At 65.3% G+C, this 22,664-nt stretch carries 25 protein-coding genes and 1 pseudogene; 6 read left to right on the forward strand and 20 right to left on the reverse strand.

What is annotated here, in order from left to right; genetic code table 11:
• Positions 1 to 787 (forward strand): IS3 family transposase (locus P8014_RS18245; protein WP_337818749.1); only part of this gene is annotated, 787 nt, incomplete at its 5' end.
• A gap of 146 nt (positions 788 to 933) precedes the next feature.
• Here P8014_RS18245 and P8014_RS18250 read toward each other — a convergent pair.
• The 16 genes and pseudogenes from P8014_RS18250 to P8014_RS18325 all read right to left on the reverse strand — a co-directional run bounded on the left by P8014_RS18250 (position 934) and on the right by P8014_RS18325 (position 15,899).
• Positions 934 to 1,530 carry an HD-GYP domain-containing protein gene (locus tag P8014_RS18250; RefSeq protein WP_337818750.1) on the reverse strand — a complete coding sequence of 199 codons (597 nt, stop codon included), beginning with the start codon at positions 1,528 to 1,530 and terminating at the stop codon, positions 934 to 936.
• 600 nt (positions 1,531 to 2,130) lie between these two features.
• Positions 2,131 to 2,238, reverse strand: a pseudogene (locus tag P8014_RS18255) (ABC transporter ATP-binding protein); the annotation flags it as partial.
• A 363-nt stretch (positions 2,239 to 2,601) separates the two neighbouring features.
• Positions 2,602 to 2,757 (reverse strand): ATP-binding cassette domain-containing protein, encoded by a 156-nt coding sequence (locus P8014_RS18260; protein WP_337818751.1) that lies wholly within the window; start codon positions 2,755 to 2,757, stop codon positions 2,602 to 2,604.
• 8 nt (positions 2,758 to 2,765) lie between these two features.
• Positions 2,766 to 3,530 carry a glycosyltransferase family 2 protein gene (locus P8014_RS18265; RefSeq protein WP_337818752.1) on the reverse strand — a complete coding sequence of 255 codons (765 nt, stop codon included), beginning with the start codon at positions 3,528 to 3,530 and terminating at the stop codon, positions 2,766 to 2,768.
• Complete coding sequence (locus tag P8014_RS18270; protein WP_337818753.1) at positions 3,527 to 3,994, reverse strand: hypothetical protein; 468 nt, start codon at positions 3,992 to 3,994, stop codon at positions 3,527 to 3,529. The genes P8014_RS18265 and P8014_RS18270 overlap by 4 nt, the downstream gene beginning before the upstream one ends.
• Positions 3,991 to 4,776 carry a beta-ketoacyl synthase chain length factor gene (locus P8014_RS18275; protein ID WP_337818754.1) on the reverse strand — a complete coding sequence of 262 codons (786 nt, stop codon included), beginning with the start codon at positions 4,774 to 4,776 and terminating at the stop codon, positions 3,991 to 3,993. Before P8014_RS18275 ends, P8014_RS18270 begins: the two co-directional genes overlap by 4 nt.
• The gene (locus P8014_RS18280; protein ID WP_337818755.1) at positions 4,773 to 5,957 is read right to left on the reverse strand and encodes a beta-ketoacyl-[acyl-carrier-protein] synthase family protein; all 1,185 of its coding nucleotides are present in this window, start codon (positions 5,955 to 5,957) and stop codon (positions 4,773 to 4,775) included. The genes P8014_RS18275 and P8014_RS18280 overlap by 4 nt, the downstream gene beginning before the upstream one ends.
• Positions 5,958 to 5,971: 14 nt before the next feature.
• Complete coding sequence (locus tag P8014_RS18285; protein ID WP_337818756.1) at positions 5,972 to 8,296, reverse strand: MMPL family transporter; 2,325 nt, start codon at positions 8,294 to 8,296, stop codon at positions 5,972 to 5,974.
• Positions 8,293 to 8,931, reverse strand: a complete 639-nt coding sequence (locus P8014_RS18290) for a LolA-related protein (RefSeq protein ID WP_337818757.1) — start codon at positions 8,929 to 8,931, stop codon at positions 8,293 to 8,295. The genes P8014_RS18285 and P8014_RS18290 overlap by 4 nt, the downstream gene beginning before the upstream one ends.
• Positions 8,909 to 9,805 carry a lipid A biosynthesis acyltransferase gene (locus P8014_RS18295; protein WP_337818758.1) on the reverse strand — a complete coding sequence of 299 codons (897 nt, stop codon included), beginning with the start codon at positions 9,803 to 9,805 and terminating at the stop codon, positions 8,909 to 8,911. Before P8014_RS18295 ends, P8014_RS18290 begins: the two co-directional genes overlap by 23 nt.
• A complete protein-coding gene (locus tag P8014_RS18300) occupies positions 9,802 to 10,122 on the reverse strand; it encodes a hypothetical protein (RefSeq protein ID WP_337818759.1) in 321 nt (106 codons plus the stop codon). Before P8014_RS18300 ends, P8014_RS18295 begins: the two co-directional genes overlap by 4 nt.
• A gap of 19 nt (positions 10,123 to 10,141) precedes the next feature.
• Positions 10,142 to 10,987 carry a MipA/OmpV family protein gene (locus tag P8014_RS18305; protein ID WP_337818760.1) on the reverse strand — a complete coding sequence of 282 codons (846 nt, stop codon included), beginning with the start codon at positions 10,985 to 10,987 and terminating at the stop codon, positions 10,142 to 10,144.
• Positions 10,987 to 11,994 carry a hypothetical protein gene (locus P8014_RS18310; RefSeq protein ID WP_337818761.1) on the reverse strand — a complete coding sequence of 336 codons (1,008 nt, stop codon included), beginning with the start codon at positions 11,992 to 11,994 and terminating at the stop codon, positions 10,987 to 10,989. The genes P8014_RS18305 and P8014_RS18310 overlap by 1 nt, the downstream gene beginning before the upstream one ends.
• Before the next feature lie 38 nt (positions 11,995 to 12,032).
• Positions 12,033 to 13,370, reverse strand: a complete 1,338-nt coding sequence (locus tag P8014_RS18315) for an NAD(P)/FAD-dependent oxidoreductase (RefSeq protein ID WP_337818762.1) — start codon at positions 13,368 to 13,370, stop codon at positions 12,033 to 12,035.
• Between the two features lie 520 nt (positions 13,371 to 13,890).
• Positions 13,891 to 14,700, reverse strand: coding sequence for an undecaprenyl-diphosphate phosphatase (locus P8014_RS18320; RefSeq protein ID WP_337818763.1), 810 nt, complete (start codon positions 14,698 to 14,700; stop codon positions 13,891 to 13,893).
• A gap of 35 nt (positions 14,701 to 14,735) precedes the next feature.
• Positions 14,736 to 15,899: an SAM-dependent methyltransferase gene (locus P8014_RS18325; RefSeq protein WP_337818764.1), complete on the reverse strand. Its 1,164-nt coding sequence runs from the start codon at positions 15,897 to 15,899 to the stop codon at positions 14,736 to 14,738.
• Between the two features lie 113 nt (positions 15,900 to 16,012).
• Between P8014_RS18325 and P8014_RS18330 the strand changes: the two genes are divergently transcribed.
• A complete protein-coding gene (locus P8014_RS18330) occupies positions 16,013 to 16,732 on the forward strand; it encodes an SDR family oxidoreductase (protein WP_337818765.1) in 720 nt (239 codons plus the stop codon).
• Here P8014_RS18330 and P8014_RS18335 read toward each other — a convergent pair.
• Genes P8014_RS18335 through folB form a run of 3 tightly spaced genes read right to left on the reverse strand, consistent with a single transcriptional unit; the run spans position 16,655 to position 18,290 of the window.
• Positions 16,655 to 17,194 carry a 2-amino-4-hydroxy-6-hydroxymethyldihydropteridine diphosphokinase gene (locus tag P8014_RS18335; protein WP_337818766.1) on the reverse strand — a complete coding sequence of 180 codons (540 nt, stop codon included), beginning with the start codon at positions 17,192 to 17,194 and terminating at the stop codon, positions 16,655 to 16,657. The two genes, P8014_RS18330 and P8014_RS18335, sit on opposite strands and share 78 nt — an antisense overlap.
• On the reverse strand, positions 17,191 to 17,925 hold the full coding sequence (locus tag P8014_RS18340; protein ID WP_337818767.1) for an MBL fold metallo-hydrolase: 735 nt from the start codon (positions 17,923 to 17,925) through the stop codon (positions 17,191 to 17,193). The genes P8014_RS18335 and P8014_RS18340 overlap by 4 nt, the downstream gene beginning before the upstream one ends.
• Positions 17,922 to 18,290, reverse strand: coding sequence for a dihydroneopterin aldolase (gene folB / locus P8014_RS18345; RefSeq protein WP_337818768.1), 369 nt, complete (start codon positions 18,288 to 18,290; stop codon positions 17,922 to 17,924). Before folB ends, P8014_RS18340 begins: the two co-directional genes overlap by 4 nt.
• 526 nt (positions 18,291 to 18,816) lie before the next feature.
• Between folB and rpmB the strand changes: the two genes are divergently transcribed.
• The 3 genes from rpmB to P8014_RS18360 all read left to right on the forward strand — a co-directional run bounded on the left by rpmB (position 18,817) and on the right by P8014_RS18360 (position 20,258).
• On the forward strand, positions 18,817 to 19,053 hold the full coding sequence (rpmB, locus tag P8014_RS18350) for a 50S ribosomal protein L28 (RefSeq protein ID WP_337818769.1): 237 nt from the start codon (positions 18,817 to 18,819) through the stop codon (positions 19,051 to 19,053).
• A gap of 11 nt (positions 19,054 to 19,064) precedes the next feature.
• Positions 19,065 to 19,232: a 50S ribosomal protein L33 gene (rpmG, locus tag P8014_RS18355; RefSeq protein WP_337818770.1), complete on the forward strand. Its 168-nt coding sequence runs from the start codon at positions 19,065 to 19,067 to the stop codon at positions 19,230 to 19,232.
• Between the two features lie 150 nt (positions 19,233 to 19,382).
• A complete protein-coding gene (locus P8014_RS18360; protein WP_337818771.1) occupies positions 19,383 to 20,258 on the forward strand; it encodes a DUF2520 domain-containing protein in 876 nt (291 codons plus the stop codon).
• Between the two features lie 37 nt (positions 20,259 to 20,295).
• Here P8014_RS18360 and P8014_RS18365 read toward each other — a convergent pair whose 3' ends face one another.
• The gene (locus P8014_RS18365; protein ID WP_337818790.1) at positions 20,296 to 21,480 is read right to left on the reverse strand and encodes a fatty acid desaturase; all 1,185 of its coding nucleotides are present in this window, start codon (positions 21,478 to 21,480) and stop codon (positions 20,296 to 20,298) included.
• Positions 21,481 to 21,662: 182 nt separating this feature from the next.
• Between P8014_RS18365 and P8014_RS18370 the strand changes: the two genes are divergently transcribed.
• Entirely contained in the window at positions 21,663 to 22,610 is a 948-nt protein-coding gene (locus P8014_RS18370; protein ID WP_337818772.1) for an ABC transporter ATP-binding protein, read from the forward strand.
• The last annotated feature ends 54 nt before the right edge of the window (positions 22,611 to 22,664 follow it).

Raw genomic sequence — 22,664 nt, forward strand, 5'->3', positions numbered from 1 at the left:
CTATTACGCCTGGTCGACCCGCGCGCCCAGTGCCCGTGCGACAGAGAACGAACGTCTGCTGGAACGGATTCGAGAGATCCACGACGACAGCGGTGGCGTCATCGGTGCGCCCCGCATGCGGGAAGAGCTGGTTGGCCAAGGTGAGTCGGCCAGCCTGAACCGTATTGCCCGGCTGATGTCTGCGCATGGCATCCAGGGCTGGCCTCGCAAGAAGCGTAAACGCCTGGGTCGTCCGAGCGTCCGCCCGGCGGGCATCGAGAATCATCTGGAGCGGGACTTCACGGCCCTGGAGCCGGAGAGCAAGTGGGTGACCGACATCCCCGAGATCAAGGCGCTGGAAGGCAAGCTGTTTCTCTGCGTCGTGATCGACCTGTTCAGTAAGCGGGTCATTGGCTGGGCCATGCATCACCGGCAGGACCGCCACATGGTGATCCAGGCTATCGAGATGGCGATCTGGCAGCGCCAGGAAGTCACCAAGGTGATTTTGCATTCAGATCGAGGCTGTCAGTTCACCAGTGGCGACTATCAGCATTTCCTGCGCCAGAACGCGCTGATCAGCAGCATGAGTATTGTAGGTCATTGCGGGGACAACGCCGCCTGCGAAGGCTTTTTCGGGATACTCAAGCGCGAGCGGGTCAACTATCGCCGTTACCGCACCCTCAACGAAGCCCGAGCTGATTTGTTCGACTACATCGAACGATTCCACAATTCGCGTATGCATCGTAGAGTGACCAAGCAGGATGAGAATTTTTCAGCCGTTTTTAAACCGCCCGTGAAAACGGGGTAGAACCCGCTGCACCAGTCTCACCGATAATTGGCAGATCGGTAAGCTTCATGGTTTCGCTGCGAACTACTCTGGCCGGATTCATGGCTCGCCTAACAACTGGTTAAACCAGCACCGCTTCGCGGCGCTCCATATTCTATGTTGGATAATTACGAGGTACGGGTTGAAGTGCGCTCAATGACTCTTGAAAACAACGAAAACATCTCTGGATCAAGTTTGGTGCCGGCTTCTTGTTTCAGGATACTCATGGTTTCGTGATGTGATATAGCCTTGTGGTATGGCCTACCCGTAGTCATTGCATCATAGGTATCAATGATTAAAAGAATTCGACAATTCTGCGGAATCTGCGCGCCTACCAGTCCATCCGGGTATCCGCTTCCATCAAATGATTCATGGTGATGTCTGACGATAGATGCAACCTCGACTCCATTTGATAGGAATGTGTCCTTAATGATTCGCTCGCCAATTACCGAATGAGATTTCATCTCTTCCCATTCGTCCGATGTAAGCCTTCCAGGCTTTAAGAGGACGTCATCACGTACTCCAATCTTTCCCACGTCATGCAATTGACTGGCAATACGTAGGGCTTCTAATGAAGTGGCACTCAAGTTGGCCGCTTGGCCCATTTCCTGCGCCAGCTTGCAGACTCGGTCACAATGACATTTCGTATACGCATCGCGTGCGTACAATGCTGTAATAAGCGATGGATAGGCTTTTTCCTGATCTGGCGTGTTGGCAGAAGACATTGCCCCCTCCTTTTTAGCGACGCCTAACACTTGAGTTAAGACGCCGCCCATTGGCTACGCCAGCGGGCGGTTAGGTTGAATGACTGGCTAGGCCGTACGCGTCTTGAGCACAGTGGGCTCAATCGCGGGCGCGCAGGCCAAAGTTGCAAGCGATACCGCTCCGTCGTGCCTGGAACGCCGCTTGCGAGATTTGGGGGTCTTGCAATCAAGCATTCCGTTCATAACCATCAATGCGCCTCGAACCAGCGGACTGTACGGCTGACTGTCGAGTAATGCACCCCGAATGCCCGCCGATCCCCTGTATTGTATACGCACCGCTCAGAAATGCCCTCGCCATCGTCTCGCGCCGGTCCGGCATATTGGTGTTCGTACTCAGCAATCGCTTTCGCAAGTCGACGCCGGCTTCGCGCAGTATCTGTTCGAGACTCTGCAGCGCCGCGCCGGGTTGTCCTGGATCGTCAGGTGCCGCACGGTGTCGAAGTGGGCGCGGCAGCGCTCTTCCCGCGTCCGGCGCAGGGACGGGGCCGGCGCGCGATCGAGTTCGGCCTGCAGTGACTGGCCGGCGCCGCTGGCCAGCAGCCCACCGGCCTCGTCCGCGCACAGGATGCGTCCGTGGTCGATGATGGCGATGTACCGGCAGAGCTGTTCCACCTCCTCCATGTAGTGCGAGGTGTAGAGCCGCGTCATACCCTCGGCGTTGAGCCGGCGCTTGAGTCTGCCGGAGAGATGCTCGGCGGGCTTGTGCAGGTAATTTTGCAGCCCGGCGGTCTCGATCGCTCGTGGCCGCGGCGTAGAAACGCAGGTTCTCGGCTACGCTCGGCATGGGGTAGAAGGCTAGACGCTGCGGCACCAGGGCGATGTCCGGGAACACGCACCCTGCCCGGCGCGGGCGGCTGTCGGTGTGTACATCGACACCGTCGGCGGTGAGGATACCGGTTAGCAGGCTGTTGAAATTCTACTCATGCGGCGCGATAGCGCGTCGGAATCGGGCTCTTGTGCTCATTTACACTCTATAAACTGCGATTTTTTGCCCGATGCTTCCTTCTCTCGCACTCGCCTGAGCGAATTTCATCAGCCTGTTAGGATGTGGATAAGGCTGGCCTTGCCGGCGCCGTTCGGGCCGAGCAGCCCGTAGAGCGCGTCCGACGGGATGTCCAGGTCGATGCCGTCGAGGGCGAGTTGCCGCGGGTGGCTATAGGTCTTGCGGATGTCTGAGAGCAGGATCATGTCTGCATTCAGGGCAGCGAATGATTGCCCAGTGGTGATGGTGGGCGGCCGATAAGGCGGCCCAGGGCGATGGGCAGGCCGGGCAGATTCATGCGCCGGCGCAGCAACTGGCCGCCGACGTGCACGGCGATCCGCCAGGTGTCGTAGTGGCGGATATGACTGGGTCGTTGGCCTTCGAAGTAGCGGGTGTCGATGTCGATGAAACCGAAGGGCACGCCGCGGTGCGCGGCCTGGATCAGCAGTGCGGTCTCGAAGGTGAAGCTGTCGCGCCGTGCGGGGGCGGTGGGCAGCGGGTTCAGGAATGCGGCCGGATAGATGCGGAAGCCGCTTTGCGAGTCCTGGATCAGGACGCCGGAGGCCCAGCTGATCCCGAAATCAGCGATGAGGTTGGCCAGGCGGCGGATGCCCGGCGAGCTGGCGCGCTTGCGGGTGCGCGCCGCGATGATCAGCGCGGCGGGGTTCTTGCGATGCGTGCCGAGCAGCAGCGGCAGGTCGCTAGGCTGGTGCTGGCCGTCGCCGTCCAGGGTGACGACGGCCTCGGCGCCGTGCGCCAGGGCGTGTTCGAAACCGCTTAGCAGTGCCTGAGCCTTGCCCGAGTTCTGCGTGTGGCGCAGGACGGCGACGCCTTCGAGACCTTCAAGGGCTGCGACGGTACCGTCCTGCGAGCCGTCGTCGACCACGACCAGCGCGTCGACGTGCCTGCGCACTTCGGCGGCGAGATCACGAATGGTGGTCGCTTCGTTGTAGGCGGGAATAACCGCGTAAACGCTCATGCCTGCGGCTCCTCAGAGTCGCTCTCGAGATGGGCGATGGTGAACTGGCCGGCGGCCAGTTGCGTGTCGGCCTGGGCGACTTCGAACTCGTAGATCCAGCCGCCGGGGCCGGCGAACAGCCGGTGTGCCGCGATGTCGAGATCGCCCGGCAGGTCATCGATGCGCCGCGCGTGCAGTTGCAGGCGGCGGGTGGCGACCAGATATCCGGGTGTGGGCAAGGCGTTCTCGGCGGCCGCGAGCAGGCCGCCGTGTACGGCCGCGGCCTGGGCTGCGTATTCGAGCAGGTGGCTGGCGCCGAGGGTGCCGTCCGCGCGGTGCAGCGGGTGATCGGGCAGGCCGTGACTGGTGCTGCGGCAGCGGATGTTTTCATCGTCCCAGGCGAGCACGGCATCCAGCAGGCACATGTCGCCGGCGTGCGGAATCAGGGTGCACAGTGCGGCTTTGTCGAGCACGACAGCGTTCATGCAGGCGTGCACATGACCGCCAGGCCGATGCCTTCGTCGAGATAGGGCAGCACGACGCGGCTCGGCGAGTCGCCGGCCAGCGCACTCAGCACGGGCAGGCTGCGGGCCGCCGGGTTGGTGGTGCGTAGATGTTCCAGGCTGGGATCCGCGCAGACCGTCGCCGCGGCGGATTCCGCCCGTTCGAGTTCCAGTCGGGGTGTACCGTCGCGTGGCGGGCTGAGCACCAGCGCCACGGCGAAGTCGGAGTCGATCGGGCGTTGTGCGTGCATGGGTTCGGGCATGCTCAGGTCGTAGGCGACGAACAGCACTTCCAATCCTTCAGTCGCGCTGAGCACGGCCGCTTCCAGCAGCCCGCAGGCAAAGCTGGCGTCGTAGGCATCGAGGCTCGACGAGGGGCCGTGGGCCTGGGTGGCGATGCTCCAGTAGCCGGCGGGGGCGTTGTGCACGGAGTTGTGGAATAGCGTTGGCGACAGTGCGCGGTCGGGTCCAGCCAGTGAGGTGCAGATGGTGTCGACCAGCGGCATGTCGCCGCTGGAGGTGGCGAAGACGGTGGCCAGGCCGGCGGCGTCGAGGTTCACGGTCGCCTGCTGGGCTGCAGCCAGCGCCAGGCGGATGGCCGGTGTGGTGCGGCGTCGCTCGTTGCGCGGCAGGCAGTCGAGTTGCGGAGAGGGCAGCTCGGCTGCCTGATAGGCTTGCTCGCCACGCAGCACCGGCGCGGCCTGTGACGGGGATTCCAGACCGGGTGCGTAGAGCCCGGTGCCGAGAATGCTGCAGGTGGTCATGCGGCCCCCAGTAGCAGGCTGCAGTTGCTGCCGCCGAAGCCCAGAGAGTTGCTGAGCACGTGGTTCACGGAGCCGGAGCGGCTGCTGCGGATCAGGTCGAGCGGCGCCAGCACCGGGTCGGGCGTGTCCAGGTTGAGCGTGCCGGGCAGGATGCCGTGTTCGATCGCCAGTGCGCTGAATACGGCTTCGGTGGCGCCGGCCGCGCCCAGTGTGTGGCCGGTCCAGCCCTTGGTGGAGCTGACTGGCACGCCGTGGCCGGTCAGCGCCGCGACCGCGCGCGTCTCGGCGCTGTCGTTGGCCGGGGTGCCGGTACCGTGCAGGTTGACGTAGTCGAGCGCGGCGGCGTCCAGTCCGGCGCGCTGCAGCGCCGCCCGCATGGCCTCCAGCGCGCCGCGGCCCTCGGGGTGCGGGCTGGACAGGTGATAGCCGTCGGTGCTCTCGCCGTAGCCGAGCAGTGCCACGCCGGCGTCGGCATCCTGCGGGCGTTCCAGCAGAGCGAAGGCGGCGGCCTCGCCGATGGAAATGCCGTCGCGCTGTACGTCCAGCGGACGGCACGGATTGGCGGATACGAGTTGCAGCGAATGAAAGCCGTAAAGCGTCATCTGGCAAAGGCTGTCGGCGCCGCCGACCACTGCGGCATCACACCAGCCGGCCTGGATATGTCTGGCGGCGGTGGCGAAGACCTTGGCGCTGGACGAGCAGGCGGTGGACACCGTCAGCGCCGGCCCCTGCAGCTCGAGGCGTCGGCGCACGAAATCGGTGAGCGAGAAGATTTCGTGGTTTTCGCGGAAGCGGTAGTCGGCTGGCAGGGAGCCGTCGGAGTCGAGCCGGCGGTAGGCGTGCTCGGTTTCCAGAATGCCGGAGGTGCTAGTGCCCATGAATACGCCGATGCGCGCGGAGCCGTGGCGCTGGCGCGCGCGGGCGACGATTGTGGCGAAGCCGTCGGTGTCCAGCGCCATGGCGGCCAGGCGGTTGTTGCGGCAGTCGTAGGCGGCGAGGTGGCCGCTGATGGGCGCTTCGTCAACGCCGGGGACGCGGCCGATCCAGGTGTCGAGATCGACGTCCTCGAAGTCGCAGCGGCTCAGGCCGCCGCGCATGCCGCGCAGCGCATCGACCGCGGTCGTGTTTCCCAGCCCCAGCGCGGAAATCGTCGTGTAGCCGGTGAGGTGAAGCGTTTGCATGGATCTTTCTATTCCTAAGCCCGTGGTGCCTGCCGAGAGGTGGCTGATTGCGGCGCCAGGGCCCAGGCGAACAAAAAGGTCGAGGCGGCGCCGACGCTGGCCGTCATACCGATGGCACGTAGCACGGGAATGCCCGAGGTGGCAAGGATACCAAATAGGGTTACGGTGGACAGCAGACAGAGGGTCAGGGCGTGGGTCGTGCGGGTGCGTTCGGCGGGATCGGATTCTCGGCGGTTGAAAAACAGCGCGTAGTCCACGCCGACGCCGGCCACCAGCAGCAGGGTCACCAGGTTGAACAGCGAGAGCCGGCTGCCGCCCGCGAGAATCACGGCCACGTCCACCAGTAGCGCCAGCGCCACCGGGGCGATGACCCGCAGCAGCGGACGCAGTCGCCGCAGACCGGCAACGAGGAGCAACAGCATGCCCAGCGCGCCCCAGGCGAAGCGTTGCAGGGCCTCGGCGCGGAAGTTGCTCATCAGATCGTTGCTTTGCTGTTTGAGGTCGACGAGATCGCTGCCGGGGAGCGTGGCCTTGGCGTACCAGTGGGCGAGCGCGGTGGGGTCGACGACGCCGGCCAGCGGCACCAGGCCGATCCAACGCCCTGAAGCCTGCGCGAACAGCAGTGGCGCGATGCGCGCGCCAAGCGCGGTGTCCTGCAGCATGGCGGGGCGCAGCGGCGGCAGTTTGCGCGCGGCTTCGATGTCGTGCACGAAGGGCGCGAAGGTCGCCGGGTCGAAAGGCAGGCCCTTGCATGCTTTGACCAGCGCCGAGCGTAGCTCGGCCATATCCGGCAGAGCCGCCTGGCGCACGCGCTGGGTGCGCACGCTGGGCAGATAGCGCGCGGCCATCTCGTAGCTGCTCAGCAAGCCCTGTTGGCGGGCCTGCTGTAGCCGCGGCTGCAGGGTTTCGCTGCGTTGCAGGACTTGCTGTGCGCTGCTGCCGCGCACCACGAACAGCATGCGCGGCCCCGGCGCGCCCAGCGCACTGCGCAGCGAGTGGTCGAGCGCGCGGGCCTGCGCGGGAACGGGACTGAGGGCGGCGAGGTCGTCCTGCCACAACTGGCCGGCGTGGTGCAGTACCAGCGCCGCGGCCGCTGCGGCAACGATCAGCAGCATGCCGCGGACGATGGTGCGCAGCCGCGCCGGTGGCTGCCAGCGCGGTAGCCAGGGCCGGGGCGCATAGTCTGCGAGCAGGCCCGGCAGCACCCAGCGGGTAGTGAGGGCGGCAGCCAGCAGGCCGGTGGCGGCGAATACGCCGAGCTGGGCCAGACCGGGGAAGTCGGCGACGATCATCGCCGCGTAGCCCAACGCGGTGGTGAGCACGCCCAGGCGCAGCGTCGGCCACAACCGCCGCAGGGTCTTGGCCGCGTTCTCGCCTTGGCGCAGGTGACTGAACAGGTGTACGGGGTAGTCTACGGCGACGCCGAGCAGGGTGATGCCGAAGGCCAGCGTGATGCCGCCGATGCCGCCGTATAACAGACCTACCGCTGCGATGCCGAAGATGACACCGCTGGCCAGCGGCAGAGTCGAGAGCAGGACGAGCCGGACGGAGCGGTAGCTGAGCAGCAGCAGACCGATCAGCAGCGCGCTGGCCAGCACGCTGAGCAGTGTCGCGTCGAAGCGGATCTGGTCGCGGGTGTTGACGGCGATGGCCGGTACGCCGGATAGCAGCAGTTGCGCCGAGTCTGCGTGCGGCAGCGCTGCGAAGTCGGCGCGGATGGCGCGGATCGCCTGCGCCTGTGCCGCGAAGCCGCCGCCTGCATCGCGTAGTTCGGCGAGCAGGAGCATGCGCCTGCCCTGTTCGTCGCACCATACGCCACCGCATTGGTGCGGGGCATGTTCGGGCTGCAGGCGTGCGGCGAGCGCCTGCAGGGCGCCGGTCGGGTCGCGCGGCAGCAGTTGCGAGAACCAGGCCGAGGCCGGCGAGGCCAGTTCGCCCAGCCGGGCCTGCAGGTCGGCATGCAGTGCGGCGGCACTGTAGGGGTGTTGGCGGGGGGTGGGCGCGAGCAGATAGCGGTAGCGCAGCAGCAGGTCGCCGCTGTGGCGAAAGGCGCCGGCCGAGCCGTTGGCCACGCGCAGGAAACGCTTGTTTGTGGCGAGCTTTGCGGCGAGGCCGCGGCTCAGGGCCGGGAGTTGCTGTGCGTCCGTGCCGCGAATGCCGATCAGCACCAGGCGGGCGGCGGGGCCGCTGCGCAACTGGTCGAGCAGCAGGTGCTGGTCGGGGCTGTGCGCACGCGGCAGAAAGGCGTTCAGCGAGGAATCGACGTGTACGCGCGCGGTGAATACGCCGGCCAGCGCGAGCAGCAGCGCCCACAGGGTGATGATGGCGCGCGGCTTCATCCGCTGTGCGTGACGGGTGCCCGGATACGCATCACCGAACGGTCGCCGCTGGCCTGCTCGGTGGTGATGCGGGTGATGCGGGCGTTCACGCCGTCGATCACCACGCTCTTTATCACCTGGCTCAGCTTGCGTGACTTGGGCTCGAGCTGCAGCTGCCAGTGGTCCTGGCGGGCGCTGAACTTCGTCCAGTAGTTGAATTCGAGCGCCTTGCGGTCGCCGCGCAGCAGCGCGCGGTAGGCGCCGACGATCGAACTGACCTCGGGGGCCATGTCGAGCGAGATCGTGCGTTTGCGGCCCTGGGCGTCGACCAGGGTGATCCGGTCGCCGTTCAGGGTGAAGCGCTGATGGATGGGCGCGGTGACCTTTTTCTCCAGAAAGTCGGGCCGCCGGTAGATCAGGCTGCCGTGCAGGATCAGCGGCTTGGTCAGGATGGCGATGTGGCGGGTCTCGGTGAAGGGCACGTCGACCGAACGCACCGCGGCGAGATCCTGCAGGACGCGGTTGAAGCTGATCGCCGCGTCGGCGGCCTGCGCCCTGCCCGCCAGCGCGCACCATGCGAGCAGCGCGATGCAGGCGGCGATGTGGAGCGCACGCGGGCGTGCGAAAGGGCGTCTAGTGGCGGGCCCAGAAATCATAGAAGTTGAACCAGTTGTAAGGGGTTTTGCGTAGCTCGGTTTCGAGGCTGGAGGCATAGCGCCGCAGCAGCGTCTGGGCATAGGCGTCGCGGTCGCGGCGCGCCACTTTGGCGCCGTCGTCCAGGCGCTCGAAATGTAGCACATAGTGGTTGCCGCCCTGGTATAGGCCGAGAAACAGGATCACCGGCGCGTGCAGGGCGATGGCCAGGCGCATCGGACTCAGCGGCAGCGGCGCCGGGGTGCCGAGGAAGTCCACCTCCAGGCACTTGTCGCCGGATTCGACAACGCGGTCGGCGAGAATGCCGACGAACTCGCCGGCCTCCAGCGCTTCCTGCACGCGCAGGGCGGTGTCCACTCTGCCGGGCTGGATCACCGTGGCGGCCACGTCGGGGTTCAGCGCGTCCAGCAGCCGGGTGATCGCTGGGTTGTGCTCCAGGTCCATGAGCACGCGCAGCGGCAGGTTGGTGCGCGTGCGCCCCAGCGCCCGTGCCGCATCGAAGCTGCCGACATGGGCGCCGATCAGGAGTGCGCCGCGGCCCTGCTCGCGCAGCGTCAGCAGCTGTTCGGCGCCCCGGATATCCACCTGCAGATCCCGGTCGCGGCCGCTGAGGAAGAATACGCGATCGAGAATCACGCTGGCGAAGCTGAAGAAGTGGCGCCAGACGTCGCCGAAGCGCGGCGCACGGCAGAGTACCCGGCCCAGGTATGCACGCGAGGCCCGGCGTGAGGCTGGAGATGTAGCCACGTAGTAGGCGGTGATCGGGTACAGCAGGAAGCGGCCGAGGCGGCGCCCGCCGTGCAGGGCGAGCGTGCGGATCAGCCATAGCGTGAAGGCGTTGCTGCGTTCGCGGCGGGTGCGCCAGGTCGGGCTCATGCGATGTTGCCGGAGGCGGGCGTGCTGCGGCCGCTGACGGCAAGCTCGTCGCCAATGCGGATCTCGAAGCCGAAACCACCTTTCGGCAGCGGGTTCAGGCGCGCCTGCAGGCATTCGCCGGGGCGTGCCGGGTGCAGGAACTTGGCCTGAGTGCTGCCGCCGGCGAGTCCGTGGCCGAAGGTGTCGGAAGCCAGCTGGTCCAGCCAGTCGAGGATTGCCGTGGCGGGCAGCAGCGGGTCGCCGGGAAAATGTCCGGCCAGCGCCGGGTGGTCGACGGGAACGGTCCAGGCGAAGCGATGATCTGCGGTGTCTGTCATGGGCGATGCAGGCGAGAAGTCAGGGGCGGATGGTGACGCGCTGCGAGGATTCTGAGAATACCCAGGCCAGGCCGACTCCGGCGCAGAGGTATTGGCGCGTGCGCACCAGCGGTGAGTCCTGGAACGCGGCGCCGGCGAGCGAATCGTAGCGCAGATAGGTGCCGATCCAGAGCTGCCCCATGCGCCGGTTGGCGGCGAAGTAGAAGGTCGCGCCGCTGTAGCCGGCCGGCGCACGGTAGACGGGGCGGTCGGCCGTGGCGTATTGCGGGGCAACGTCATAGAAATAGCGGTGGTAGCCGCGGTCGCCGAAGCTGGGGCCGAGCGAGAAGCCCAGGTTCCAGCCGCTGTCGCGCCAGTCCGGCAGGTCCAGATTGAGATGCGGATAGGCGACCCAGCCGATGGGTTTGAGTTGCAGGGTCTGCACGGCACGCACCGGCAGGCGGAAGTCCACCTGCATCCGCGGCGTGCGGTAGAGATGCAGCTTGAGTTCGGGGCCGATCTCGAAGCTCGGCTTGAGGTCGGGCATGCCGGCGCGGATGGGCACGTCGTGGCTGCTGACCGGCGGCGAGGCGTTAGCGCTCAGGCTCAGCTCGGCGCGTGGGTTTTCGTAGAACACGCCGCGCACGCCCTGTCGGCCCGAACGCAGGAAACGGCCGCGGTAGACCACGTAGGGGAATGGCAGCAGGTAGGTCTTGTATTCCGTGGCGCCGCGGTACGCGGGTAGAGATACGAGGAAGACCCCGGCGCCGAGTTCGTACAGCGGTTTGGTTTCGGCGCTCGCCGGCGATGCCCAAGCGAGCGCTACGAGGATGCCTGTAACGGCCGTGCAGAGTGCCCGGTGGGGTGCGGCCGTGCGTCGGGTCATCATCGTTCCCCGAGGTGCATTCCCTCGATTTCCACCAGCAGGTCCGAGCGGCAGACGGCGGCTTGCAGGTACAGACGCTGCGGCGTCGCGCGGTTCTGGAAGCGCGCTTCGAGCGCGTCGTGTACCGGCCCGAGCATGGACGGCTCGCGCACGTAGATCTTGAGCAGGTCGAGTTCCTCGACGTGGCCGATGTTGTGGCCGTGCCGGATGTGCGCCTGTTCGATCAGCGCGCTGATGTTGGTCAGCGTTTCTTCGAGCTGCGACAGCAGGTCGTCGTGGCGGGTTTCGTGGCCGACGATGCTGGCCGTGCCGGAGATGTACAGATGCGCTCCGCCATTGGGCCAGCGTTTGAGCAGCGCGCGCGAGAACGAGGGGCTGCGCGGGCTGTAGCGCTTGGGATAGCGAAAGGCGCTGACCTGGCGCGGGTTTTCGATCTGGATGCCGGCTTCGCGGGCGGCCAGGAAATAGACCTGCAGGTCGCCGCTGTGCGAGCCCAGCGCGCTGGCTGCCGGCAGTGTGGTTTCGAATTCACCGAGAACTTCGAGGGCGTGATAACGGCCAACGCAGAACGATTGGTAGCGTTCCATGCCGTCCTCGACGGCGTTGATGCGCGGGAAGTAGTTCCATACGCGCAGCAGATGCGGGTAGCCCTCGGTGCGCAGCAGTTCGAGGATCCGGGCGTAGATGCGCTGGGCATCGCCGGCCATGTCGTCGGCGGGCAGTTGCAGGCAGGCGAACATCACCTCGCCGTTGCGGGCGATGTGCAGGCCGTCATTCGCCAGACGCTCGACCGGCACGGGGCTTCGCCAGTGTTCGAGCACCGGCGCGCCGGCAAGTTGCGGCAGGGCGGTGTCGAAATCGCAGACCGTGCCCGCTGCCGGCCGGGATGTGTCGCCGAAGCCGATCAGGGCGAGGGTGCGTGGATCGTCGGCAAGTGCGGCGCGGTCTGCGAACTCGGTGTAGCGGACCGTGAACGGGCCGCCATTGGTCTGGCTTGCACGATTCATTTGTATGGCTTCGGATGGCATGTGGTATCCCTGGCACCTCAGTCGTCGTCGACCGACAGCGTACCTCCCGTGAAGGTCATTGCATTGTTGCGGCGGCGCTTGAGCCAGGCGCGGATGGCGCTGGGTAGATTGAGCAGGGCGGTGACGTAGTAGATGCCCCTGAAGGCGAGCACGGGCAGGCGCATCGGGGTTTTTCGGAACACGTCGCCGGCCAGCATAGTAACTACCGCCTCCTCGATACGGAAGACGTTGCGAGGCGACATGAATAGGTTGTGCATGGTCCGGGTGTTGAAGCGGTAGATGAACCAGGCGAAGGAGGTCATGCCCCGTTTCATGTGGCGTTCGTATTCGGCGACCAGATGCGTGGCGTCCTGTGGATGGTCGATGATGCGATCGACCACGTTGGCGGCGGCAAAGGAGCTGACCAGCGCGATGTGCACGCCGCTGGAGAAGACGGGGTCCAGAAAGGCGTAGGCGTCGCCGACCATGAGGTAGCCGTCACCCGCCGCGGTACTGGAGAAATAGGTGAAATTGCCCGTCGCCTGGACCTCGCCGACCAGTTCGGTCCCCTGCATGCGTTCGGCCACGCCGGGAGAGAGCGCGATGGTCTTTTGCAGAAACTCGGCCGGGGAGCAGTCGCGGGTCTTGAGATATTCGGGCCAGCACACGGCGCCGACGCTCATGATGTCGTCGCGCAGCGGGATCATCCAGAACCAGCCATGCTTGAACCAGTAGATGCTGATGTTTCCGGCGTCCTCGCCCAGGCGGCGTGGCACCTTGCGGAAGTGGCCGAAGAGGGCGGCGCTGTTGTGGTTGCGGTTCTTGTGCTTGAGCCCGAAGCGCTTGGCCAGCAGGGTGTCGCGGCCGGTGGCGTCGACTATGAAACGCGCTTCCCAACTGCGGGTGACGCTGTTCTCGGCGACGGCTTCGACGTGATGCGTGCCGCCCTGGCGGAAGTCGATGCGGTTGACGCGCATGCCCTCGAAGGTCGCTGCGCCTTTGCGTTCGGCGTTGCGGAACAGAATTTCGTCGAATTCCGCGCGGCGTACCTGGTAGGCATGCGGTTGGCTCTTGTCCCAGGCGCGCTTGAAGTAGAACACCTGGCGCTGCTTTGGGTGGGTGTCCGAGTTGAATTCCGCGCCGGGCTTGAATACGCCGATGCGTTCCTTGATCTCCTCCATGACGCCGAGCTTTTCGAGCAGCGGTATGGATTGGGGAAGCAGGGATTCGCCGATGTGGAAACGGGGATGGCGGTCCTTTTCCACCACCACGACGTCGCGGCCTTTTTCCGCCAGCAGGGCCGCGATTGCCGAGCCGGCGGGTCCGCCGCCGACGACCAGCACGTCGCAGGCGTCCATAGCGCCTTGTTCCGTCATGGCTTTGTTCCCCCCCATCCGTATTTGTTTTATCAGGCGTTCGATGGAGCGTTATTGTTGCATAAGTTTCGTGGGAAACGGTGGTGGGTGTGGCTGATGGTTTTGGAGGTGGGGTGGCTCTTAATGGATGGCAGTTTCAAGCTTGAATCAGCGCTTGGGGTATTGATTTTGTGTGATTGAAGATGGCGTACTTTCTGGCCGTCGTTGCTCGTTTCGGGCGCGATTCGATGCATGGGGATTCGCTCGATCGCGGTGACGCGCCCGATCCGATTTGTTCGGCGCATCTCTGCGCCTTACCCCTTCGGGGCTGGCGCGAGAAATCGCTCCCGGCGATTTTTTCTTTGAAATGCGCAAAGAAACCGGCGAAAGAAACGCACCCCGCGGATCGCTTGTCCCTGTCGGGCAACCTCGCGAAGGGCTGCTTTGCCGGCGTCCTGCCGGCCATCCCCGCCCAGGCGCAGGCCCGACAGGGACAAGCGATCCGCGGGGTGCGTTTCTTTCGCCGGTTTCTTTGCGCATTTCAAAGAAAAAATCGCCGGGAGCGATTTCTCGCGCCAGCCCCGACGGGGTAAGGCGCAACCACGAACGGCCACATCGACAACCGCGCTATCCATTTCAGGAAGAAATGAATGCACGCGAAGGCACTGACGGCCGACACCAGCGCACCTCCGATCAGGGTCGGCCAGTGCACCGCATCGGGACTCTGGATCAGCCCCTTGATCTCCAATGCCCCGGCCAGAACGATGACCGGAATCGACAGCAGGAAGGAGAAGCGTGCGGCTGCCTCGCGCGTCAGGCCGAGCATCAGACCGGCAGTCATGGTAGCGCCGGAACGCGAGGTACCGGGAATTAGCGCCAGCGCCTGCGCGATGCCGATGAACAACACATCGAGTACGCCGAGACTGTGCTCGTTACGCACGCGTTTCCCAAGCCAGTCCGCCAGCCCCAGCAAGACACCGAAGCCGATGGTCGCCCAGGCGATCACCAGAGGACTGCGCAATACCGTTTCCACCCAATCCTTGAGCAACAGGCCGGCCAGGCCCACCGGAATGGTGCCCAGCAGAACCGCCCAGGCCAGTCGGCCTTCGGGGCCGGTGCCGCGCCCGCTCACCGAAGCGAACCACTCCATCGCCATGCGCCGCAATTCGGTGCGAAAGTACAGCACCACTGCGCTCAGCGTGCCGACATGCACGGCGACATCGAAGGCCAGGCCCTGGTCGCTCCAGCCGAGTAGGCGTGGTGTCAGGATCAGGTGCGCAGAGCTGGAGATGGGCAGAAACTCCGTCAACCCCTGGAGGACGGCAAGCGTGATCAGATGGCTCAGCAACATTCGGATGTCCCCTTCAACAGCCTATGCAGTCGGATTCAGAGTCGGTCGCGCAAATTGCGTAGATCGAAGCCCGGCGGCGGCGAAGCCTCGCCGCGGCTCAGCGCGATGGCGCGGAAACGTTCGCCCATTTCGTCAGGCAGAGTAAGGCGCTTGACCTCCTGCGCCAAGCGCAGTTGCCCGGCGACCCCGGAGGTTTCCGCCCAGGCCTCGGCGAACGCGGTTTCGAGTCCGCCGCCGAGCAGCATCTGAGCCTGTGGCGCGAAGCCTGCGATGCCGAAGCCGGCTGCCTCTGCTGCTGCGGCCACCGCGCTGAAATCGACGTCTGAGGTCAGGTCGCACAGCCCCGGAAACCAGAACGGATCATCGAGCACGTGCTGGCGATAGTAGGCGCGCAGCGTGCCGGCCGCACGCGAGGGGTGGTAACGCCCGGCGTGCGCGTCGCCGTAGTCGATCAGCAAGGCCGCGCCGCACTCGAAGTTCTCCGCCAGTCCCGCGAACCAAGCCTCGAGCTGCAGGTTCAGTTCGCCACAGTAGTCCTCTGGGTAACCCGTCAGATCGTCCCCTATCGCCCGGCGCACGGCAGCCTCGAAATCGGCCGAGGCCGGCGCTTCGCCCCAGGCGAAACCGCTGCCGCTGCGCGCGACGCCGCGCTCATACACGCTCTTCCCCTCCAGCCGGAAGCAGCGCACCGGCATGGCGTCCAGCACCTCGTTGCCGAGCGCCATGCCGCGCCACGGTTGCTGTGGCCACACGTCCAGCCATTGCACGCGTTCCAGCCACTCGGGCGCCCGTGCGGCGATCGCCTCGCGCTGGCGCGCGCGCATGAAACCGCTCAGCTCGAGGATTCGGTACCTTTCGAGCGGCACGCCCAGGCGGCTGAACTCGGCCAGCAGTTCCGCGGCCAGCGCACCGGAGCCGCCGCCGAACTCCAGCAGTTCGCCGCCGCCCAGCGACTCCAGCACCTGCGCACTCTGGCGCGCCAGGGTGCGTGCGAACAAGGGACCGAGTTCCGGCGCGGTGACGAAATCGCCGGCGGGGCCGAAGGCAGGCAGACCGGCGCTGTAGTAGCCAAACCCCGGAGCGTACAGCGCCAGTTCCATGTAACGGTCGAAGGGCAGTAGGCCGCCGGCGGCGTCGATCGCCTCGCCTATGCGCGCGCACAGATGTTCACTGAGCGCTTGCGCCTCGGCGTCTGGCATCGGCAAATGTTCCGGGCCGCCCCTTCGCATCGTTATGTCCACGTCGCCGCGTCCCCCGGACCGCCGCCGAGGTCCTTGTTAGAATGTCGCGGCATTCTACACCGAGGTGCCGTATGTACCCTGATCCGATTCTGATCACCGGCGCTGGCCGCCGTGTCGGCCTGCACCTGGCCGAACGCCTGCTGGACGACGGTGCCACGGTGATCGCGCATTACCACAGCGAAACGAAAGGCGTCGCCAGGCTGCGCGAGCGCGGCGCGGCCGTACTTTGTGGCGCACTGGATACCGCCGACGGAGCGCTCGCCCTGGCCTCGGCGGTACGCGAAACGACTCCGCGCCTGCGCGCGGTCGTGCACAACGCATCGGCTTTCGCCGGCAGCGACGGCGATACGCAAACCGCGGTGGACCAGTTCCAGCGTTTCTTCGCCATCCACATGCAGGCGCCCTGGCTGCTCAACACCGAACTGGCGGCGTTGCTGCGCGCCTCGCGGATGCAGCCGGCCGACATCGTCCACATCACGGATATCTTTGCCGAGCGTCCCAACCCCGCCTTCGACCTGTACTGCTCGACCAAGGCCGGATTGGAGAACCTGAGCCTGTCCTTCGCTCAGCGCTATGCGCCCGAGATCAAGGTCAACTGTATTCGCCCCGGCCCGATCCTGTTTCAGCCCACGCATGGAGAGGAAACCCGCGCGGCGATTCTGGCCGAAACCCCGTTGGGCCGCGAGGGCGGCGCCGAACCGGTCTATCTCGCGCTACGCGCTCTGCTCGACAACGACTACATCACCGGCGCTGCCCTGCCGGTCGACGGCGGCCGCCACCTTGCCTGCTGAAACACCGCCAAGATTCACAGGCTCTCCTGCAGGCAGATCATGGGGGGCGGACCCGAGCCCGAGGAAGGTGAGCAGGTCGGCCACGACCGGCCGCTGATACTCGCCCTCGATCACTGGGCGGAGCGTCTGTCCCGGAACGACCGGGAACAGGATGTCGAGATCGGCTGGCCGGTCCTTGCGCGCGCTGTCCGGATCGTCGCGGTCACGGCCCAGGTCCGTCTCGATACGGTTGCATACCTGCTTGAGTGCAGCGGCATCGAGATCGGTCTCGACGAATACCGCCAGATTGAGAAATTCGGCCCGTGAGGCCATGTCAATCGGCCGTGTGCGCAGGATTCGGCTCATGCTCAGTGCGCCGAAGCGATCGAGCAGCGCGCGCAAAATGTGTGGCACATTGCGTTCCGGCGCGATGTTGCTGCCGATGCCGATGATGAATCCGCGGCGGCGCGGCGCTGTACTCACAGCACCAGGCTCGCGCCCTGTTCGGCCACGCCGCCTAGTTCGCGCTCGATGGCCGCGCGATGCGTCTCCAGGTCGTCCCCGTAGTGGATGGCCAACATTCGCCGGCGTACCTCGGGCGGGTAGAAGGCGATGATTTCGCCGAGCGTGGCATGCACCGGATTGTCCGCCTGCAGGCTGCAGTCGTGCAGGATGGTGCGCCGTGAGCGGTCTTCGGCGATCCACGCCAGCGGCTTGCTGTCGGCGGTGAAGATCACGCTGTCGTCGATCTCCACGCCGTAGGTCGCCATGCCGCCGGTGTGCTCCGTCGGGAACGTGCGCAGATGATGGTCGGCGAACTCGAGGCTGTGGTTTTCGATGGCCACCACGTCGAAGAAGTCCTCCAGGCGGTTTTCGCCATCGCTGCTGTAGCCCATGCTGCCCTTGAGCGTCTCGTGCCACAGCGCCGGCAGCACATCCGGCTCGGCATAGAGTGTTACGCGCGTGCCGTAGCGGTAGCGCGTCTCGATGCCGAAGCGCTCCAGGCCGTAAGCGTGGTCTGCATGGGTGTGGGTGATGAGGATCGCGTCGATGTCGGGCACGGCCAGGCCGGCGTCGCGCAGCGCGTATTTGATCGTGTAGCCGCAGTCGATCAGCAGACGCCGGCTGCCGGACTCCAGCATCAGGTTGGTATTCCAGAAACGCATCGCTTCGGAATCCCCGGTGCCGAGAAAATGCAGCCGGGAATCGCTCATGCGCTTGCCTGTGGCCGCGGGCCACGCTCGACCACCACGCCCACCTCGGTGCGCTTGGGCAGGCGCACGTCCTTGGTCACTGTCACTCGTACCCAAGGGGTGTCGAACTCTTCCAGGATTGCAGCGGCGGCGCGTTCGGCGTAGGTCTCGACCAGTTTCCAGGGCTGTGTCTCGCCGAGTGCCTGCAGACGCTCGGCGACTTGTGCGTAGTTCACCGCATCGTCGATGTCGTCACTGGCCGCCGCGCGGGCGGCGTCAGCCGCCAGTTCGACGTCGATGCGCAGGGTCTGGCGGATACGCTGTTCCCAGGCGTACACGCCGATGCAGGTTTCGACCCGCAGGCCGCGGATGAATACGGTGTCCACGTGGTGGTTCCTCGGATTTTCTGGGAGATGGCGGCTGGCGCGCCCCGGTTGCCTGAATCTGACTGCTTATGATGACGCAAAATGTGGTGTTTATGTTTGGGTGGTCATTAGTTATTCCCATCGCTATTCGATTGGCCGGTTATCCGTTCAAAATGTTTGGGGGCCGTTTCGTGCGCGAATCAGCGTTTCCAGTATTGATCCTACTTGTTCAGAGAGAATCCCCATGCATCGAATCGCGCCCGCAACCGACCGCGACGGTCAGCAAGTACGTCGCTTTCACTTAAACTGGTTCAAAATCGCAACCGCCGATTCGCACCTAAAATGCCCCAGCCATACAACGGAAGCGTGACGCTGCCTAAATTCTCGGTAGAACGTCGAGATAACTCCCATGAGTGGAATTCCGCTAAAATCGCAACCTGAACACGACAGTGCCCCTGATAAGCCCCAAACTCTTGCCATGGGCACATCGATCGGCTAATATCCGCCCCCTTTCTGCACAAGCAAGACGTATTTGGAGCTACACGCAATGGCTAGAGTCTGCCAGGTCACGGGAAAGCGCCCCATCACGGGCAACAACGTTTCCCACGCGCACAACAAGACCCGCCGCCGCTTCCTGCCCAACCTGCATACGCACCGTTTCTGGGTGGATAGCGAGAACCGCTGGGTGAGCCTGCGTGTATCGACCAAGGGCATGCGCATCATCGACAAGAAGGGTATCGACACCGTTCTTACCGAGATCCGCGCCCGTGGTGAGAAGGTCTAAGGAGGTTTACCATGGCTAAGGGTGTTCGCGAAAAGATCCGCCTCGTTTCCTCCGCCGGAACCGGTCACTTCTACACCACGACCAAGAACAAGCGGAACATGCCCGAGAAGATGGAGATCAAGAAGTTCGATCCCGTCGTCCGTCAGCATGTGATCTACAAGGAAGCCAAGATCAAGTAAGCGCTTCCCGCACGGAACCAACGAAGACCCGGCCTCGCGCCGGGTTTTTTGTGTCCGTCGCCCAGATTCCGGCCCCGGAAGCGCCGAGACATTTCGCTTGAACTCCGGCAGAGTCGGAGACGACGTAGAGTCCTTCCACGCGGAACCTGTATGAATACCACAACGCCGACCTTCGCCTTCATCGGTGCCGGGCGCGTCGCCACGGCGCTCGCCCGAACTATGTCGCATCGCGGCATGCCCGTCACCCATGTCGCCAGCCGCGACCCGCAAAGCGCCGCACGCCTGGCGGCGGACCTGCCCGACTGCAGCCCGGTCGAACCGGCACGGGCGGCCGCAGCCGACGTGGTGTTCCTAACCGTACCCGACGACGATATCGCTGCAGTTGCAGCGCAACTGCCATGGAAAAGCGGCCAGATGGCGGTGCATTGCAGCGGTGCGACCGAGATTTCGGTGCTGGACCCGGCCGCGCGGGCCGGTGCGCTGACCGGCGGTTTCCATCCGCTGCAGATTTTCTCCGATCCCGAGTTGGCCGAGCGCCGCCTGGCGGGCAGTTTCGTCGCTATCGAGGGGCCGCCGCCGCTGGCCGCACGGCTGCAGGAGGTCGCCGGGTTGCTGGAGATGCGCGTGCTGCATCTGCCGCCCGGCGCACGCGCGCGCTATCACGGCGCCGCCAGCTTCGCGGCGAGTTTCCTGGTGTCCATGCTGGAGGAGGCGGCTGCGATCTGGGCAAGCTTCGGCGTCGGCGAGGACGACGCGCTGGAAGCCTTGCTGCCGCTGGCCTACGGCACCTTGGACGCGGCCCGTAGCAAGGGTTTCGCCGGCGCGCTTGCCGGTCCGCTGTCGCGCGGCGACGCCGACGTGGTGCAAGGGCATCTGCGCGATCTGGACCGACTGGGCGCAGGACACGGTGCGCTGTACCGCGAGTTCGCGCGGCGTCAGCTGGATTTGCTGGAACGCGGAGGCAGGCTCGACCAGGCCCGTCTGTGGCCTATGCGCGAGCTGCTTGGGAACGAAGGAAAGAGCTGAAGCGGCCTCGGCGCCATGGCGCCGGGGCCGTACTGGCTCAAGCGGCGGCGGTGCCGCGGGCCAGTGAGTAGCCGCGCACCGCGCGGGCGAAGTCCTGCAGCGCATGGATGCCGCTGGCTTCGGCCTGCGTGCACCATTCCTGCAGTGAGGCCAGCAGCTTGTCGGTGCCCTGGCTGCGCGCCCATAGCGCCTGCAGGCGGGCACGATACTCGTACACCGTCTTCAGCGTTTCGCTGTTCTGCAGCGCTTTGCTGAGCCGCGCGCGGGCACGCTCATCCATACGCGTTTCCTCGCGCATCAGGGCGCGGCGTCCCTGCTTGAGCAGACGTCGGCAGGATGCGTCGGCCCTGTTCAGTTCCTCGCGCAGCACCGGCAGCATGACCCGGCGGGCGTACTGCGACATCAGGTGCAGGCGGCCGACGACCACGGCACGCGCGGTGTCGAGATCGATCAGTTCCTTGCTCGGTCCGAATACGGGCTCGGGAGCCAGCTTCTTGATCCGCACCAGGCGCAGTGCGCGGAACACGCTCAGGTACATCCAACCGATGTCGAACTCCCAGCGCTTGAGCGAGAACTTGGCCGAGCTGGGGAAGGCGTGGTGGTTGTTGTGCATTTCCTCGCCGCCGATCAGCACGCCCAGCGGACCGAGATTGGTCGACCCATCGGTGGTCTCGTAGTTGCGATACCCCCACCAATGGCCGAGGCCGTTGATGACGCCGGCCGCCCAGAACGGAATCCAGATCATCTGCACGGCCCAGATGATGATGCCGTAGACGCCGAACAGCGCCAGATTGATCAGCGCCATCAGCGTGATGCCGAGGAAGTTGTGCCGCGTGTAGACGTGGCGCTCCAGCCAGTCGTCGGGCGTGCCGTGGCCAAAGTTCTCCAGGGTTTCCTGCTGCGAGGCTTCTTCGCCGTAGAGTTCGGCGCCCTGCAGCAAGACCTTGCCGATGCCCTTGTGATGCGGGCTGTGCGGATCTTCCGCGGTTTCGCACTTGGCGTGGTGCTTGCGATGGACTGCGACCCATTCCTTGGTGACCATGCCGGTGGTCATCCACAGCCAGAAGCGGAAAAAGTGCGAGAGCAGCGGGTGCATGTCGAGCGCGCGATGCGCCTGGGCGCGATGCAGAAACAGGGTGACGCTCACGATGGTGACGTGGGTCAGCGCGAGAGCGACCAGTACGTAGCCCCACCAGGGCAGGGTGAGCAAACCGTAAAGCATGGACATGTAAGGTGTTACCTGGCAACAAACGTCCTGCGACTATACCCAATAGCCAATCCGGGCGTCCATGCGAACACAGGGAACAAAATCGGCCGCAGCATGGACAAAGGGCCAATGGCGCGCGTGAGACAACGCGGATTCAGTACACTATTGGCCCGCCAACCAGGGACAACAACGACAGCATGAGCGCAACGCCCCTCCTGCAAGCCCACGGCCTAGCCCGCTACTATGGCGGTCATCGAGCCATCGAGGGCCTCACGCTCGAGGTGCATGCCGGCGAGGTACTGGGCCTGCTGGGCCCGAACGGGGCGGGCAAGTCGACCACGCTGAGCATCGTCAGCGGCAATCTCGCCCCCAGCGCCGGGCAGGTAACGATCAACGGCATCGATCTGCTCGAACGCCCGCGCCAGGCCAAGAGATATATCGGCTATCTGCCCGAGAACCCGCCGCTGTACGACGACCTGACGGTCGACGAGTACCTGCGCTACTGCGCCCGGCTGCACGGGATCGGGCGCGCTGGGTTGGCGGACGCGCTGGACCGGGCCAAGGCGCGCACCGGCCTGGATGAAGCGGGACGCGCGCTCATCGGTACCCTGTCCAAGGGATTTCGCCAGCGCGTGGGCATCGCGCAGGCGCTCATCCACCAGCCGCCGCTGATCATTCTCGACGAACCCACCGTCGGGCTCGATCCGCTGCAGATACGCGAGATACGCGAGCTGATCGCGGAACTGCGCACCTCACACGCGGTAATCCTGTCCACTCACATCCTTGCCGAAGTACAGGCGGTATGCGATCGGGTGCATATCGTCCATCGCGGTCACACCGTGTTCGCCGATACTTTGGCGAATCTCGCCGCGCACGGCCGTAGCACCGGCCTGTTGGCCGCTTTCGCCAGCGCGCCGGAAACCCGGGCGCTGGCCGCGATCGACGGCGTGGACGGTGTGCATGCACTGGGTGCCAATCGCTTTCGTCTTGCGCACGATGCCGATGTCGATCCGGCCGAAGCGGTGGCTGCGGCGGCCTGCGCGGGCGGCTGGGGACTGCGCGAGTTGCGCCCGGAGCATCAGTCGCTCGAACAGGTCTTCATGCAGGCCGTCTACGCCGAAACCCGCGAGGACATTCCCGCATGATCCAGGCGCTACTCCGTCCATCCCGTATACGCATCCGCAGCGGCGCCGGGCCGG

It is taken from the genome of Acidihalobacter sp. (assembly GCF_037381185.1).
Classification (GTDB): Bacteria; Pseudomonadota; Gammaproteobacteria; order DSM-5130; family Acidihalobacteraceae; genus Acidihalobacter_A.

Bases quoted from the DNA above. Each gene is read 5' to 3' on its own strand.
- P8014_RS18250 (WP_337818750.1), bottom strand. From the start codon at position 1,530: ATGTCTTCTGCCAACACGCCAGATCAGGAAAAAGCCTATCCATCGCTT.
- P8014_RS18260 (WP_337818751.1), bottom strand. From the start codon at position 2,757: ATGATCCTGCTCTCAGACATCCGCAAGACCTATAGCCACCCGCGGCAA.
- P8014_RS18265 (WP_337818752.1), bottom strand. From the start codon at position 3,530: ATGAGCGTTTACGCGGTTATTCCCGCCTACAACGAAGCGACCACCATT.
- P8014_RS18270 (WP_337818753.1), bottom strand. From the start codon at position 3,994: ATGAACGCTGTCGTGCTCGACAAAGCCGCACTGTGCACCCTGATTCCG.
- P8014_RS18275 (WP_337818754.1), bottom strand. From the start codon at position 4,776: ATGACCACCTGCAGCATTCTCGGCACCGGGCTCTACGCACCCGGTCTG.
- P8014_RS18280 (WP_337818755.1), bottom strand. From the start codon at position 5,957: ATGCAAACGCTTCACCTCACCGGCTACACGACGATTTCCGCGCTGGGG.
- P8014_RS18285 (WP_337818756.1), bottom strand. From the start codon at position 8,296: ATGAAGCCGCGCGCCATCATCACCCTGTGGGCGCTGCTGCTCGCGCTG.
- P8014_RS18290 (WP_337818757.1), bottom strand. From the start codon at position 8,931: ATGATTTCTGGGCCCGCCACTAGACGCCCTTTCGCACGCCCGCGTGCG.
- P8014_RS18295 (WP_337818758.1), bottom strand. From the start codon at position 9,805: ATGAGCCCGACCTGGCGCACCCGCCGCGAACGCAGCAACGCCTTCACG.
- P8014_RS18300 (WP_337818759.1), bottom strand. From the start codon at position 10,122: ATGACAGACACCGCAGATCATCGCTTCGCCTGGACCGTTCCCGTCGAC.
- P8014_RS18305 (WP_337818760.1), bottom strand. From the start codon at position 10,987: ATGACCCGACGCACGGCCGCACCCCACCGGGCACTCTGCACGGCCGTT.
- P8014_RS18310 (WP_337818761.1), bottom strand. From the start codon at position 11,994: ATGAATCGTGCAAGCCAGACCAATGGCGGCCCGTTCACGGTCCGCTAC.
- P8014_RS18315 (WP_337818762.1), bottom strand. From the start codon at position 13,370: ATGACGGAACAAGGCGCTATGGACGCCTGCGACGTGCTGGTCGTCGGC.
- P8014_RS18320 (WP_337818763.1), bottom strand. From the start codon at position 14,700: ATGTTGCTGAGCCATCTGATCACGCTTGCCGTCCTCCAGGGGTTGACG.
- P8014_RS18325 (WP_337818764.1), bottom strand. From the start codon at position 15,899: ATGCCAGACGCCGAGGCGCAAGCGCTCAGTGAACATCTGTGCGCGCGC.
- P8014_RS18330 (WP_337818765.1), top strand. From the start codon at position 16,013: ATGTACCCTGATCCGATTCTGATCACCGGCGCTGGCCGCCGTGTCGGC.
- P8014_RS18340 (WP_337818767.1), bottom strand. From the start codon at position 17,925: ATGAGCGATTCCCGGCTGCATTTTCTCGGCACCGGGGATTCCGAAGCG.
- rpmB (WP_337818769.1), top strand. From the start codon at position 18,817: ATGGCTAGAGTCTGCCAGGTCACGGGAAAGCGCCCCATCACGGGCAAC.
- rpmG (WP_337818770.1), top strand. From the start codon at position 19,065: ATGGCTAAGGGTGTTCGCGAAAAGATCCGCCTCGTTTCCTCCGCCGGA.
- P8014_RS18360 (WP_337818771.1), top strand. From the start codon at position 19,383: ATGAATACCACAACGCCGACCTTCGCCTTCATCGGTGCCGGGCGCGTC.
- P8014_RS18365 (WP_337818790.1), bottom strand. From the start codon at position 21,480: ATGCTTTACGGTTTGCTCACCCTGCCCTGGTGGGGCTACGTACTGGTC.
- P8014_RS18370 (WP_337818772.1), top strand. From the start codon at position 21,663: ATGAGCGCAACGCCCCTCCTGCAAGCCCACGGCCTAGCCCGCTACTAT.